General features: G+C 62.0%; 14 protein-coding genes and 1 tRNA gene. 7 read left to right on the forward strand and 8 right to left on the reverse strand.

Features of this window, described 5'->3' with window-relative positions; translation table 11 throughout:
- The 6 genes from rimO to EOB80_RS18995 form a co-directional block, all read right to left on the reverse strand.
- Positions 1-1,083, reverse strand: a 1,083-nt coding sequence (rimO, locus tag EOB80_RS18970; protein WP_245466387.1) for a 30S ribosomal protein S12 methylthiotransferase RimO, incomplete at its 3' end; no start/stop codon positions are given.
- A gap of 136 nt (positions 1,084-1,219) precedes the next feature.
- On the reverse strand, positions 1,220-1,882 hold the full coding sequence (locus EOB80_RS18975) for a TerC family protein (protein WP_127328982.1): 663 nt from the start codon (positions 1,880-1,882) through the stop codon (positions 1,220-1,222).
- Positions 1,883-2,060: 178 nt separating this feature from the next.
- Positions 2,061-2,468 (reverse strand): DUF930 domain-containing protein, encoded by a 408-nt coding sequence (locus tag EOB80_RS18980; RefSeq protein WP_164762660.1) that lies wholly within the window; start codon positions 2,466-2,468, stop codon positions 2,061-2,063.
- A 56-nt stretch (positions 2,469-2,524) separates the two neighbouring features.
- On the reverse strand, positions 2,525-3,223 hold the full coding sequence (locus EOB80_RS18985; protein ID WP_127328984.1) for a DUF2161 family putative PD-(D/E)XK-type phosphodiesterase: 699 nt from the start codon (positions 3,221-3,223) through the stop codon (positions 2,525-2,527).
- A 102-nt stretch (positions 3,224-3,325) separates the two neighbouring features.
- The gene (locus EOB80_RS18990) at positions 3,326-4,123 is read right to left on the reverse strand and encodes a sterol desaturase family protein (RefSeq protein ID WP_127328985.1); all 798 of its coding nucleotides are present in this window, start codon (positions 4,121-4,123) and stop codon (positions 3,326-3,328) included.
- Between the two features lie 187 nt (positions 4,124-4,310).
- Positions 4,311-5,204 carry a LysR family transcriptional regulator gene (locus tag EOB80_RS18995; protein ID WP_127328986.1) on the reverse strand — a complete coding sequence of 298 codons (894 nt, stop codon included), beginning with the start codon at positions 5,202-5,204 and terminating at the stop codon, positions 4,311-4,313.
- Positions 5,205-5,355: 151 nt separating this feature from the next.
- Between EOB80_RS18995 and EOB80_RS19000 the strand changes: the two genes are divergently transcribed.
- Complete coding sequence (locus EOB80_RS19000) at positions 5,356-6,009, forward strand: hydrolase (RefSeq protein WP_127328987.1); 654 nt, start codon at positions 5,356-5,358, stop codon at positions 6,007-6,009.
- Between the two features lie 431 nt (positions 6,010-6,440).
- On the opposite strand, the gene EOB80_RS19005 is transcribed toward EOB80_RS19000, so the two are convergent.
- Together EOB80_RS19005 and EOB80_RS19010 are read right to left on the reverse strand one after the other, a co-directional pair.
- Positions 6,441-6,530: transfer RNA gene (locus tag EOB80_RS19005), tRNA-Ser, on the reverse strand.
- 467 nt (positions 6,531-6,997) lie between these two features.
- Positions 6,998-7,333, reverse strand: a complete 336-nt coding sequence (locus EOB80_RS19010; protein WP_127269315.1) for a hypothetical protein — start codon at positions 7,331-7,333, stop codon at positions 6,998-7,000.
- A 377-nt stretch (positions 7,334-7,710) separates the two neighbouring features.
- On the opposite strand from EOB80_RS19010, the gene EOB80_RS19015 reads away from it, so the two are divergent.
- From EOB80_RS19015 to EOB80_RS19040, 6 genes are all read left to right on the forward strand, one after another.
- Positions 7,711-8,943, forward strand: a complete 1,233-nt coding sequence (locus tag EOB80_RS19015) for a septal ring lytic transglycosylase RlpA family protein (protein ID WP_127328988.1) — start codon at positions 7,711-7,713, stop codon at positions 8,941-8,943.
- Between the two features lie 103 nt (positions 8,944-9,046).
- Positions 9,047-10,210, forward strand: coding sequence for a D-alanyl-D-alanine carboxypeptidase family protein (locus EOB80_RS19020; RefSeq protein WP_174800326.1), 1,164 nt, complete (start codon positions 9,047-9,049; stop codon positions 10,208-10,210).
- A 139-nt stretch (positions 10,211-10,349) separates the two neighbouring features.
- Positions 10,350-11,024 carry a dTMP kinase gene (gene tmk, locus EOB80_RS19025; protein WP_164748920.1) on the forward strand — a complete coding sequence of 225 codons (675 nt, stop codon included), beginning with the start codon at positions 10,350-10,352 and terminating at the stop codon, positions 11,022-11,024.
- Positions 11,021-12,076, forward strand: coding sequence for a DNA polymerase III subunit delta' (locus EOB80_RS19030; protein WP_127328990.1), 1,056 nt, complete (start codon positions 11,021-11,023; stop codon positions 12,074-12,076). The genes tmk and EOB80_RS19030 overlap by 4 nt, the downstream gene beginning before the upstream one ends.
- Before the next feature lie 141 nt (positions 12,077-12,217).
- Positions 12,218-13,768, forward strand: a complete 1,551-nt coding sequence (metG, locus tag EOB80_RS19035; protein WP_127328991.1) for a methionine--tRNA ligase — start codon at positions 12,218-12,220, stop codon at positions 13,766-13,768.
- A complete protein-coding gene (locus tag EOB80_RS19040) occupies positions 13,768-14,562 on the forward strand; it encodes a TatD family hydrolase (protein WP_127328992.1) in 795 nt (264 codons plus the stop codon). The genes metG and EOB80_RS19040 overlap by 1 nt, the downstream gene beginning before the upstream one ends.
- The last annotated feature ends 2 nt before the right edge of the window (positions 14,563-14,564 follow it).

Consider the following 14,564-nt stretch of genomic DNA (forward strand, 5'->3'; position numbering starts at 1 on the left):
CTGCATGAAACGGTGCCAGCGCGCCTCCTTGATCTCCTGGGGAACCTGTTCGAGACCGAGATCGTTGGAGCGGGCGCCGCGGACCGGCTCGTATTTGAAGCAGCCGGCGCGATCGATCTTGGCCTCGTCGAGCCAGTCGAGCAGCATCTCGAAATCGTCGTCCGTCTCGCCGGGGAAGCCGACGATGAAGGTCGAGCGGATGGCCAGATCCGGGCAGACCTCACGCCAGCCGCGAATGCGCTCGAGCGTCTTTTCGCCGTGTGCCGGCCGGCGCATGTTCTTCAATACCTGCGGCGAAGCGTGCTGGAAGGGGATATCCAGGTAAGGAAGGATCTTGCCCTCTGCCATCAGCGGGATGACGTCGGCGACATGCGGGTAGGGGTAGACATAGTGCATGCGCACCCAGATGCCGAGCTTGCCCAGTTCCTCGGACAGATCGAGGAATTTTGCGCGCACCTCACGGTCGCCGAACATCGACGTCTGATACTTGATGTCGATGCCGTAGGCGCTGGTGTCCTGTGAGATCACCAGAAGTTCCTTGACCCCAGCCTTGGCCAGTTTCTCGGCCTCGCGCAGCACATCGGCCGCCGGCCGCGAGACGAGGTCGCCACGCAGTGCCGGAATGATGCAAAAGGTACAGCGGTTGTTGCAGCCTTCGGAAATTTTCAGATAGGCGTAGTGGCGCGGCGTCAGCTTGACACCCTGCGGCGGCAAAAGATCGACATAAGGGTCGTGCGAAGGCGGCGCGGCCTCATGCACGGCAGCCATCACGCTCTCATAGGCCTGCGGCCCGGTGATCGCCAGTACATTGGGGTGCTTTTCGCGAATGACGTCCGGCTCGGCGCCCAGGCAACCGGTGACGATCACCCGGCCGTTTTCCGAAAGCGCGGAGCCGATGGCGTTGAGCGACTCGTCGCGAGCGGAATCGAGAAAGCCGCAAGTGTTGACGACGACAAGGTCGGCGCCGTCATGCTTGCGGGCGATTTCGTAACCTTCGGCGCGCAGGCGCGTGATGATGCGCTCCGAATCCACAAGGGCCTTCGGGCATCCAAGACTGACAAAACTCACGCGTGGAGCGGACATAGAGCGTTTCCGGGCTTTTCAGGATTGCCGGCGCAGTACCACACTTATTGCGGCATTGGTATGGGCACGCCCGCGATGCGGCAAAACGCACGGCGGTCTTGCTTCCACGGCGTGAAGACGCCGATGTCCGCCAGCCTCAGCCGACCGCACCGTTTACATGCGGCCAGACCTCCACCGCGCCACGATAGACCATGTCCACAGCCACATAAAAAATGATCAGCAGGCCGACATAGGCTATCCAGCGGTGGCGATGCAGAAGCTTGGCAATGAAAGTCGCGGCCAGCCCCATCAGGGCGATCGACAGCACCAGACCGATGATCAGCACCGGAAAATGATCACGCGCCGCCCCAGCCACCGCCAGCACGTTGTCGAGCGACATCGACACATCGGCGACGACAATCTGCAAGGCAGCCTGGCCAAGGGTCTTGCGCTTCGTCTTGCCGGCGACCGCCTGGTCGCTGTTGAGGTCCGAATTCGACAGTGCCTCGGTCGCTTCCAATTCATCGGCATGCGACGTACGCAACTCGCGGTACATCTTCCAGCAGACCCACAGCAGCAGGATGCCGCCGGCGAGCAGCAGGCCGACGATCGCCAGCAGCTTGACGGTAATTGCGGCAAACCCGATGCGCAGCACCGTTGCCGCCACCACGCCGAGAAGAATCGCCTTCTTGCGTTGTTCGGCAGGCAGGCCGGCCGCGGCGAGGCCGATGACGATCGCATTGTCGCCAGCCAGCACGAGGTCGATGGCGATGACCTGGAGCAGGGCGGTCAGACTGGCAGCGCTGAAAAAAATGTCCATCGACAGGAAGCCCTTGCTGATTTGCCGAGTGTTCGTCGATTATCCAGAGGCCCTAACTTGGTGGTCCCCTGGCGTCAAGGGATACGCGTGGCTGCATCACCGAAGCAGCGTTGCGTCAAGCCGGATCAGGCTTTGCGGCACTCGCCGGCAGCCGGGCAAAACCATGGCCGATCACAAATCAATCGTAGAGATTGTACTTTGCCCAGTCGGCTTCTGGAATCTCGTCCCCGATCAGGTAGCGGAGCTGCAGAACTTCCATATGGTCCGGCGCGGTCTGGCACTTGAATTTCAGCCGGTACCACTGCCCCTTGCTGCGAAACGCAGCACCCGAGCTCTTGATTGCATCGGCGCCCATCTCGGGCGTGGCGAAGGCGTAGGCGACGACGCGATCGGCTTTGAATTTGCGATCGTCATGGGTGATGCGGTCGAGCACTTCGGCGTCGCAACGCTGTTCAAGACGGGTTTGGGGATCGAGTTTCATCAGACCGGCGCGCAATGCATTGTCCATTGCGCTGGCTGGAAAACTCAGTGTCACTGACGCCAAGGCGGTCATGCAGAGCTTCTTCATGGGCGGGACAACCAACATATTTTGTCGGAGAAATCAACCGAGCGAACCGCCTCGGACGCCGCGGGAATCTTCAATCATATGGCCGGTGCGTTCAAAATTACGTGTCGGGATTCGTCGTGCGATGCCTGCGGCCAACGGACCAAAGACGCACGGCCGGCATCCGTAAGATCGTAGAGGCCGCGGTCGACGCGCGCGAACCAGCCATAGACATTGTGCTGCAGGATTTTCGGCGCGATCGGCGTCACCGCCTTCAGATCTCGCGGCCGCCTGGGTCCGTCCGCCATGGCGGCAGCGCAGGCGAGGGCGCTTTGACGATAGGCCGTCATGATCGGATTGCGCGATCCTCCTCCGGCAACCGGATCGCCGCGACGGCGCTGGTGCTCGTCGACCAGACGAGAGCGCCGGCGGGCATTCTTGCGCGGCGCCAGCGCGATCGGGCTGAGAAGCACCTCGACCCGGTCCGTCGCGGTCACACCGAGCAGGCCGAAGCCAAGACGGCGGCAGAGATTGCGGAACCTGGCGTCGCTTTCGCGGCCCTTGCCGCGGGCCGACATGCGCGCGGCCAGCCAGACCTCGTCGCAGGCCGCCGCACGATCGACACCTTGCAGCACCAGTTCGAGATTGAACTGCAGCTTCAACTCGCAGATGACGACAACCGGCGGCTCCCCCTCGCGCAATGCAACAACATCGCAGCCGCCGATCTCGCCTTTGACGACGTAGTCGAGGCTTTCGAGGAACCGCTTCACCGGCGCATAGAGAGACGTCTCATTCATGCCTTGAAGGTTAGCCGATTCGACGCGAAAAGCCTTCCCGTGGTTCGGCGTTTCACGGCCCGAAAGCGGATCGGGGTGGATACCGCACCGTCGGGCCAGCCGTCAGGATTCGGTGTTCGGCACTGCCCGGTTCGGCAGCTTTCTGCGGCGCAGGAGGGGATAGCCGATCTGACCGAAATAGGTGGAAGGGATCGGATCGTCGACGCCGTACTTTTCCGGCACCTTGTCGCCGGTGGGATTGTAGGTGCCGAACAGCATGTCGAGAAAAGGCAACTGCCCGGCGAAGTTCTTGTCATAGGCTTCGCGCTGGTTGGCATGGTGCCAGCGATGGAACTGCGGGCTGGCGATCAGCCACTTCAAAGGGCCGAACGGAATCCGCACGTTTGAATGCACAAGCAGCGTGTGTCCAAGGTAGATGGTCGAAAAGACGGCGATCGAGGCTTCCGAGAAGCCGAGGAAAAAGATCGGCGTCAGCGATATCGCCTTTGTGACGATGGCGTCCACGGGGTGATTGTGGAAGGCCCCGAGCCAGTCGAGTTCCTCAATGCCGTGGTGAACGGCATGGAACTTCCAAAGCGCGGGGATTTTGTGGAAGGCCCGATGTGTCCAGTAGACGCCGATATCGGTGATCACGATGATTTCGGCAACCTGCAGCCAGACGGGCTGGCCGCTGACGGCCCGCGTTATCGCCGGCGGGACCAGGAGCGCAGCGGCACCGAGCGCACCTGCCGCCATCATGACGATGGCCAGCTTTATGATGAAGCCGTTGAACAGCAGATAGATCAGATCGACAGCGAAGCCCTTGCGGAAGATCTTCTGCGGCCGCTCGGCAAACAGATGTTCGAACGGAATGAAGATCAGCGCGCAGATCAACAGTGCCTTGATGCCGAAGATATCCATCGATTCGCCTCTGCTGCCGGCGCGCCGCCTGCTCCCTCGAGAAGAAACACATCTCCCTTTCCAAAGGCTAAAGGCTCTGTAAGGGCGCTGACGCACGGAACGTGCAAGCAATGTCGCCGAACGCAACGGCTCGGAGCAATGGGACCGTCGAACGCGGTTCTTTGACACGGCTCGAACCGTTCGTGTCCTAGCCGTCAAGACCCCAAAGATCCGGGTTGCGTTTGAAATACTCAATCAGCATCTCGGTGAGGACGCGCACTTTCCGCGTAGGATGCTGCCCCGGCGGGCGTACGACATACGCAGCTCCCGGAGGTACCGGATAGCGTGTCATGATCGGGACCAGCGCGCCGGAGGCCACATGTTCATGTGTAATGCAATCGGGGAGCCAGGCGATGCCGAGACCCGCCGCCGCCGCCGCGGCAAGCGCCGTGGCGCTGTCGGCCTTGAATCTTCCCTGCGGCTGGACCGTAACAATCTTGCCGCCATCCATGAACTGCCAGGCTTCCGTTCCCTGCATGAGGGCCTGATGGGTGACGAGTTCGTCCGGAGTCTCGGGTGACGCGTGCGCTTTGATGTAGTCCGGGCTCGCGACAAGCTTTCCATGGATAGGCCCGACGCGCTTCGCGATCAGGTTGGAGTCCTGAAGGTAGGCGCCCCGGATCGCGCAATCGAAACCCTCTGCGATGAGATCGACGAAGCGATCGCTGTATGAAGTATGGATGTGAAGATTCGGGTGCAGACGCGCCATTTCCGCGAGCACGGGGGCAAAATGGGTCGCGCCGAAAGTAAGCGGCATGGCAACCCTCAGGCGGCCGCGTAGCTCACCGGTGGGGAAGATCGCTTCCCTGGCCGTATCAATCTCGGCGCTGGCTCGGGCCGCATGATCTCTGAAAGTAATTCCCGCCTCCGTGAGCGCGGCGCCGCGGGTCGTTCGTGCAAGAAGCTGGACGCCAAGCTCCGCCTCAACCCGAAAGAGCCGCCGACTGACGATCGACTTGGAGACGCCGAGTCGGCGGGCGGCGGCCGATACGCCCCCGGCATCGGCCACTACGACGAATGTCTGCAGATCTTCGATGTCCAATCGGCGTTCCTCGTTTCGCGACACAGCTTGCCTGAATATGGCACTATCGCATCATTAAAAGGAACAGCAAATTGCGTTTCGGCAACGTCGCCCGCTGGCGCATGTCTCCCGAAAACCCATGCCGTCCAGACGGCAGAGAAAGGAAGTCTTGATGACCCCTCGTAACGGCCTTGCTTCGCTTCTTCGTCCCGCAGATTCGGTCCTCGTCCTGATCGACCACCAGCCCTATCAGCTGGCCAATCTGAACAGCCACGACCCACACATGGTGGTCAACAACACGACCGCGCTGGCGAAGCTAGCAAAAGCCTTCGGTGTTCCGACCATTCTCACCAGCGTGATTGCGGCGCGCGGAGGACTTCTCTTCAAGCAGATCACCGACGTATTTCCGGACCAGGAAGTCATCGATCGCACCTGGGTGAACACCTGGCAGGACGACAATGTGGTGAACGTCGTCAAGGCGACCGGCCGCAAGCAGCTGATCATCGCCGGCCTGTGGACCGAGGTCTGCGTCGCAATGCCTGTGATCCAGGCCGCCGGCGAAGGCTGGGACGTGACCGTGATCACCGACGCGTCGGGCGGGATTTCGAGGGAGTCTCACGAAGTTGCCATCCAGCGAATGATCGCGGCCGGCGCGAACGTGATGACCGTGATGGCGCTCACTGGCGAATGGCAACGCGATTGGGCGCGCACCGAGCATGTCGAGGAGCTGACCGAGATTCTCATTCAGCACTTCGGCGGCAGCGGCATCGCGTACCTCTGGGAACAGCAGCTGCTCAACACGCCGGTGCCGAGCGCCGCGGGCTGATCTGGGCGGAGGTGACGAAAGCTGGAGCGATCCAGCGCCAACAGGCTGGCTGCTTATCGAGCCGCGTCATCCCGCTCCACAAGACGGCCGCCCATGCCTGAATGCAGGGGCGGCCGGTGTCATCAACGATCACTTCCTCCAGCCATTGACCGCAACTGCAGCCGGCGCAGCCTGACTATCTATCGCCTCATTGAAAGGACCATGGAGATGTTCGGCGGAGCGCTCCCGAGAGGAAATAACAGTCATCCATCCGAACTTCAAAGTGAGCCTGACGCAACCGGGCGCTCTGATCGAGACGATGACTCGCAGTTCGGATATATCGACTGGAACAGAGGACCTTGCAACCAATCGACAACCCGTCAAGCACGCGGTTGTCATCATGTCTTAGGTACAAACTGCTACCCATGTCTCCGGAACGGACCTTCGACGTCTGGCGGAGGAAGTGGGATTCGAACCCACGGTGAGCTTGCACCCACGCCGGTTTTCAAGACCGGTGCCTTAAACCGCTCGGCCATTCCTCCATCGTGATTCTTCAACCACTAGGGTAGCGCGAGGCCAGCTCGTTTGGCCTGTTGGCACCGGATTGGCACCGAAGGCGCTCCCGGCTGGTTCACGCCTCATTCCTGTAAAGCGGCATTGAGGGCTGCGTCAACCACCGCTGCGTCGGTTCCTGCTTTCCTGGGCAGACTCTGAGCGTGTCGGGATCGAGCACCGGGACTAGCGCGGTCCAATGGTGCATGAAGAAGAGAGCCCGCCGCGGGCGTTGCCCGAGATGTGAGGCGCTGCAGTGCTTGCATGCAGGGGGCCAGGCAAGGGCGCAATCCGGCTATCGACCGGAACCCATCAAGCAACCGGGCGGACGGGTTAATCCCCACAGGGCCAACCTCTTGGGACGGCTGCGGTATTTCCCCAAAAATTTAGTTCGCCAAGGGAACAGCTGCTGGTGAGGAAGGCCGAAGCTGCAATTTGGCTCCGGCCTGAGCGGTCCTCAGTCTTTGCAGCTTTCATCGGCCTTTGCCGCCGCGGCCTTGTCACCATGCTGCTGCGCCTCAATGTCCTGCTGCGAGGTTGCGAGATTCTTGTCGCCGCCGCCTTCAGCGCCCGCCAATGGCATTGTGGCGCCATCCTTGGCGGTTGGCTTGCCCGCGCTGTCCGTGGCTTTCGGGGCCTCTAAGGGCGCGTGAGTTCCATCTTTCGAAATGCCGGCGGTCTGCTCGGCATCCGTCCCGGCATTGGAAGCCGACTTGTCCGGGCATGCGGCGATCGCAGACCCGGCAGAAAGTGACATTGCGATCGCGATTGTCAATGAAGCCATTTTCATCATGCTCATCCTTCTGTTCGAGTGCCCTGCGGATGAAACTAGCGGCGCATTTCTTTGTTCCGGACTGTCGGTCCGCTGCCCGACAAAGCCTGTCAACGGGCAGGTATCGCCGGCAGGAGCGAAGCCAGGCTCTCTGTGGCAGAGGGCATCACATCTCTCGCGTGGAAGCGCGAAAATCGTTACTTTTCAGAGGGCTCTCGTGGTGGAGACGCCACAATCTTGCCCGGTTGCAGCCACAATCGGTTAATACCGTGATAAGCAATTCCTGCGCACAAAGGATCGGGGTTCAAAGGCGTCGCTGGTATTGGTCGGGTGAGTGTTTCGGCTTCTTCGACGGTTGGATACGACGTCTAGGCAAGACTGAAGGGGACATCAGGAAAATGCAGGCTGTGACGCAACCGCGTCTTCGTCGCGCTGCTACAGTCGCGTTGTTCGCCATGTCGGCCGCCTTGCTGGCGGCTTGTGCGTCGCAGCCCGAGCCGAAAGCGATGGTCTACAAGAAGGCCCGCTCCAAGGAATATTTCGCCGAATCCGAATATGGCGTGAAGGCAAGCCCGCGTGTGATCTCCCAGAATGGGCGCATCCAACGTGGCGGCGGCAGGGATCAGCTCGGCAAACCCTATCAGGTCCGCGGCAAGTGGTATTACCCGAAGGAAGACAAGCGCTACGCCAAGGTCGGCCTGGCCTCCTGGTATGGCGATGCCTTCCATGGCCGGCTTACCGCCAATGGCGAAGTCTACGACATGACCCACCTGACCGCAGCGCACCCGACCATGCCGCTGCCAAGCTATGCCCGTGTCACCAATCTCAAGACCGGCAGTTCGGTCATCGTTCGCGTCAACGATCGCGGCCCATATCACGAAGGCCGCATTATCGATGTGTCGGAGCGCGCTGCCCAGATGCTTGACTATGCCAACACCGGCACCGCTCAGGTGAAGGTCGAATATGTCGGCCGCGCGCCGCTCGACGGCAATGACGACCAATATCTGATGGCTTCCTACCATCCCGGCAATAGGGTGCCCGACCCGTCGGACGGACTGCCGACCGGCGTCATGGTCGCCATGAACGGGCCGTCGCCAAGCCTGCCTGCGGGCAGCGCCGCCGTGCCGTTTCCGGGCCAGTTGACCGATTCCGGTTCTGTCCAGCCGGCCATGTCGGCGCAGCCGTCGGCGTATGGCGATCTGGCGCTTCCCGATTTCGGCCCCATCGTGCCGGAACGCCCGCAGATCAATCTGCCGCCGCAATCGCCGTTTGCCGTGGCCTCGCTGTCCTATGCCGACGAGCGGGTCGAACGCGCCTCAAATGCCTTCGCCGCGATGGGTGGCGACGGCATGTCGCCGGCCGACGTGCTTCAATCGTGGAAGCGGCAGCCGCCACCGGCCGGGCCGTCCACCGACTACGTCGCTGCCGGTTCGTTCGAGGACGCCGGAGAAGCCAAGCGTATTGCCGCTCAGCTTGCCGCCTTCGGCAAGATCGAGATCCAGCGTTCGGAACTCGACGGCGAGGATTGGTATTCGGTCAATCTCTATCCCGATGGCCACCGCAATCTGGACGAGATGTTGCAGGCTGCCTGGTCGCACGGCGCTCCCGATGCGCTGGCTGTGCGCAACTGAGTACAAGCCAGGCTGGATTTCCGCTACGCGGTTGATCAGCCGTGCAAAAAGCCCGATACTTTTTGCGGGCTTGCCGGCGGTGCCGGCCAACGGGTCGAACATCATGCAATTTCGCTTGCTCCCGCTCGCCGGGCTTCTGGTTTTTGGCCTGCTGCTGTTTTTCCAGGCTCCGGCCGGCGCGCAGCTGTTCGAGACCAAGGCCGCACAGGCCTTCATGATCGACGCCGAGACCGGGACGGTGCTGTTTTCCAAGGATGCCGACAAGCCGATACCGCCGGCCTCAATGGCCAAGCTGATGACCATGGAAGTGGTTTTCAACGCCATCAAGTCTGGTCGCCTGAAGCTCGACGATACGTTCGTCGTCAGCGAAAACGCCTGGCGCAAGGGTGGCGCGCCTTCGGGAACATCGACGATGTTCGCCAAGCTCAAGTCGTCGATCCGGCTCGAAGACCTGATTCAGGGCGTGACCGTGCAGGCGGCCAATGACGGCTGCATCATCATCGCCGAAGGCATGTCGGGATCCGAGGACAATTTTGCCGCGCAGATGACCGAACGGGCCCGCCAGATCGGCCTCAAGACGTCGACTTTCGTCAATTCGACCGGCCTGCCGGCGGATGGCCAACAGACGACCGTGCGCGAGCTGGCGCAGCTCGCCCTGCACCTGTGGCGTGATTATCCGGATTTCTACCGCTACTACGGCCAGAAGGATTTTACCTGGAACAAGATCTCGCAGAGGAACCGCAATCCGCTGCTGGCGATGGACATCGGCGCCGACGGCCTGGCGGTCGGTGCGAGCGAGGCAGCCGGCTTCGGCATCGTCGGTACGGTCAGTCACAACGGCACACGGGTGATCGCGGCGATGAGCGGGCTGGCCTCGGACAAGGAGCGTGCCGAAGAGGCGCGAAAGCTGCTCGACTGGGGTGTCCGCTCGTTCGAGAAGACCGAAATCTTCGCCAGGGACGAGGTGGTTGGAGAAGCCCAGGTTTTTGGCGGCGCCAAGCCCGGGGTGATGCTGAAGGCCAAGGGTCCGATCGACATCTTCCTGCCGATCACCAATCGCGACAAGCTGACGGCCAGGATCGTCTATGACGGCCCGATTGCAGCACCGGTGGAGGAGGGGCAGCCGGTGGGCGCGCTGCGCGTCTGGATCGGCGATACGCTGAGCCAGGAGACGCCGCTTTTCGCCGCCGAATCGATCGGCGTCGGCACGCTGCCGCAGCGCGCCCTCGATGCAGTCAAGGAACTGGCGGTCGGCTGGCTGCGCTAAGGCACGTCGCTCAAATCTGACCATGGTTTTGGCAAACGGCGTGCATGAAAGCAAAAAATGACGGCATGGACGTTTGGCCGAACGCGGACTATCTAGAGCGCTACAATCCCATTCAGCCATGGACAAGAAGGCCTCTCGGTTGGCACGCGGTTTTTTCATCACCTTCGAAGGCGGCGAGGGGGCAGGCAAGTCGACGCAGATCGAGCGGCTGGCCAGGAAGATGCGCGCCAAGAAATACGATGTGCTGCTTACCCGCGAACCTGGCGGCTCGCCGGGCGCCGAAGCCGTCAGGCATGTGCTGCTTTCGGGCGCGGCCGAACCGTTCGGACCGAAGATGGAAGCGCTGCTTTTCGCCGCCGCGCGGTCCGATCATGTCGAGCAGCTCATCCGGCCGGCGGTCGAGCGTGGCTCCATCGTGCTTTGCGACCGCTTCCTCGATTCCTCACGCGTCTACCAGGGCGTCACAGGCGGCATCGATCCGGCGTTCATGGATGCGCTGGAGCAGGTCGCCATCAACGGCATGATGCCGGACATGACGCTGATCTTCGACATCGATCCGGCGGAAGGCCTGAGGCGCGCAACGCTGCGGCGCGGCACCGAGGCAGTCGCCGACCGCTTCGAAAAGGAGACGCTGGCGATCCATCAGGCCCGCCGCGAGGCGTTTCTGGCGATCGCCAAGGCCGAGCCGGAGCGCTGCATCGTCATCGACGCAGCCGCCGAGCCCGACGCGGTCGAGAACGTCGTCACCGCGGCGGTGTTCGCGGCACTGGCGGCGAGAACGCCGGCACGCGACAGGCAGGCAACGCCGGCATGATCTTCGAGCGCATTGCACCCGAGCAGCACGACACGCTCGACGGCGTGCCGGAGCCCTCCGAAACGCCCCTTCTGGTCGGGCACGGCCAGGCTGCGGGCGTGCTCACCGCTGCCTATCGGGCGGGCAAGCTGCCTCATGCACTGATCTTCTCCGGACCGGTCGGCATCGGCAAGGCGACGCTGGCCTTCCACCTTGCGCATCATCTGTTGAAGCACCCGGATTTTGCGAAGGCGCCGGAAAGCCTTGCCGCTCCCGATCCGGCGTCGTCGCTGTTCCGCCAGATCGCCACCGGGGCGCATCCTTCCGTGCTGCATCTGACCCGGCCGTTGAACGACAAGACCAAGAGTTTCAAGACAGTTGTCACCGTCGATGAGATCCGCAAGGTCAGCCGCTTCCTGTCGCTGACCTCGCACGACGGCAGCTATCGGGTCGTCATCGTCGACCCCGCCGACGACATGAATACCAATGCCGCCAATGCGTTGCTGAAAAATCTTGAAGAGCCACCGGCACGGACGCTGTTCATCCTGATTGTTCACGCGCCGGGCAGCCTGCTGCCGACGATCCGGTCGCGCTGTCAGGTGGTGCGATTGAACCCGCTCGACCCCGACGACCTGATGACGGTGCTGGAAACGACCGAGCCGGCGCCGCCTGGCGATCCGGCGGCTCGCGCGGCACTGGTCGGGCGGGCAGGGGGCAGCGCCCGCAACGCGATCCTGTTGACGCAGTATGGCGGGCTGGAGATCGCCTCCACGCTCGACGCTCTGGTCACCGGCAGAAAGAGCGATGTCGGCGGCGCGTTTCGCCTCGCCGAAGCCGTGGCCGGCCGCGATCAGGCGATCCAGTTCGATATCTTCAACCGCCGGGCGCTGGACCTGTTGTCGGACGCGGCAAGTCAGGCAGCACTGGCGGGCGATCTCGCACGGGCCAAAAAATTGTCGGACACTTGGCATGAGGCGCTGGACGCTATATCTGAGACCGATACCTACAATCTCGACAAGAAGCAGCACGCCCTGATCATGATCGACCGCCTGAATTCTGCAATGCGAATGTGACGGTTTTCCCGATGCATGCCGTTGTCCCCAAAACCGGGGCCACTTTTGGGCGGCATGCATTGGCATCGGGATGGCAAATGCTGCCTCGATACGATATCCACCGCCACGCCTTTCCATTCAGACATTCATGACGGTTCATTCATGTCACGCGACAAGTTCTACATCACCACCCCGATCTTTTATCCGAACGGCAAGCCGCATATCGGCCACGCCTATACGGTCATTGCAACCGACGCCCTGGCGCGCTTCCAGCGCCTGGACGGCAAGGACGTATTCTTCCTGACCGGTACCGACGAACACGGTCTGAAGATGCAGCAAACGGCCGAGAAGGAAGGCATAACGCCGCTGGCGCTGGCCGACCGCAATTCGGCGATTTTCCGCGCCATGACCGAGGCGATGGGTGGCTCGAACGACGACTACATCCGCACGACGGAACCGCGCCACTACGAATCCTGCCAGGCAATCTGGAAGGCGATGGCCGCCAATGGCGACATCTATCTCGACCGCTATAGCGGCTGGTACTCGGTTCGCCAGGAAGCCTATTTCGACGAAGGTGAGACGATCGTCGGCGACGACGGCGTGCGTCGCGAACCGCTCGGCTCGCCCGTCGAATGGAACGAGGAAGAAAGCTACTTCTTCAGGCTTTCCGCCTATCAGGACAAATTGCTGGCGCTTTATGAGAGCCAGCCCGACTTTGTCGGTCCGACCGAGCGCCGCAACGAGGTGCTCAGCTTCGTCAAGTCTGGGCTGAAGGATCTGTCGATCTCGCGCACGACCTTCAAATGGGGCGTGCCGGTGCCGGGCGACGACAAGCATGTGATGTATGTCTGGGTCGATGCCTTGACCAACTACATCACCGCCGCCGGCTATCCCGACACAAAGGCCGAGCAATGGCGCTATTGGCCGGCTACGCACATCATCGGCAAGGACATTGTCCGCTTCCATGCGGTCTATTGGCCGGCCTTTCTGATGTCGGCGGGCATCGAGTTGCCAAAGCGCGTTTTCGCGCATGGCTTCCTGTTCAACCGCGGCGAGAAGATGTCGAAATCGGTTGGCAACGTCGTGGATCCATTCGCGATGGTCGAGCACTACGGTCTCGACCAGGTGCGCTACTTCTTCCTGCGCGAGGTGCCCTTCGGCAACGACGGCAGCTACAGCCATGACGCGATCGTCAACCGCACCAATGCCGACCTTGCCAATGGTCTCGGCAACCTGGCGCAGCGCTCGCTGTCGATGATCGCCAAGAACTGCGGCGGCGTGGTGCCACAGCGCGGCGACCTGACGGATGCCGACAGCGCGATCCTGGACCAGGCCGTCGCCGCTCTCGACACCGCGCGCAAGGCGATGGCCGAGCAGGGCATCCATCTGGCGCTGGCGTCGATCTTCGGCGTGGTGGCGGAAGCCGATCGCTACTTTGCCGGAGAGGCGCCATGGGCGTTGAAGAAGACCAATCCGGAGCGCATGGAAACCGTGCTGTGGACGACCGCCGAGGTCGTGCGCCGCGTGGCGGTGCTGTGTCAGCCCTTTACTCCGGGATCAGCCGCGAAACTGCTCGATCTGCTGGCGGTGCCGGCGGACAGCCGCGACTTCGTGCATGTCCACGCGGACCATGCGCTGGTGCCGGGCACCGCGTTGCCCGTGCCGGAAGGGGTTTTTCCACGTTACGTCGACCAGCCGGACGCGAACGTCTGATGCTCGTCGACAGCCACTGCCATCTGGATTTTCCAGATTTCGCCGAGGAGCGGGCTTCCATTGTCGCTCGCGCCAAGGCGGCCGGTATAGGCCGCATGGTGACGATCTCAACTCGCGTGAAGAGATTTCAGCAAATTATTGAAATTCCAGAGACTTTTGACGAAATATACTGTTCGGTCGGCACCCATCCGCACAATGCCGCGGAAGAGCTAGACGTAACATCTGCCGATCTGGTACGGCTGGCTGCTCACCCGAAGGTGGTTGCGATCGGCGAGGCCGGTCTCGACTATTTCTACGACAAGGCGCCACGCGATGCGCAGGCACAAGGCTTTCGCAATCACATCGCCGCCGCACGCGAAACGGGGCTGCCGCTGGTCATCCATTCGCGCGATGCCGATGCAGATATGGCTGATATTCTTGAGGCCGAAACGGGGAAGGGCACCTTCCCCTTCATCCTGCACTGCTTTTCTTCCGGGCGTCGGCTTGCCGAAATTGGCGTCGCTCTCGGCGGCTACGTGTCGTTCTCGGGTATCCTCACCTTCAAGAATTCGGCTGAGTTGCGCGCCATTGCCGCCGATGTGCCGCATGACCGCCTGCTGGTCGAAACCGACGCGCCCTACCTGGCGCCCGTGCCGTTTCGCGGCAAACGCAACGAGCCGGCCTATGTCGCCCATACCGCCAAGGTGCTGGCCGAAACTATCGGCGTCAGCGAAGCTGAAATCGCTGATCTGACGACGGATAATTTCTTCCGGCTGTTCGGCAAGATGCCGCGGCCTGTAGAGCAAAGCGCCTGAAC

The organism is Mesorhizobium sp. M7A.F.Ca.MR.245.00.0.0 (assembly GCF_003997415.1).
Taxonomy (GTDB): Bacteria; Pseudomonadota; Alphaproteobacteria; order Rhizobiales; family Rhizobiaceae; genus Mesorhizobium.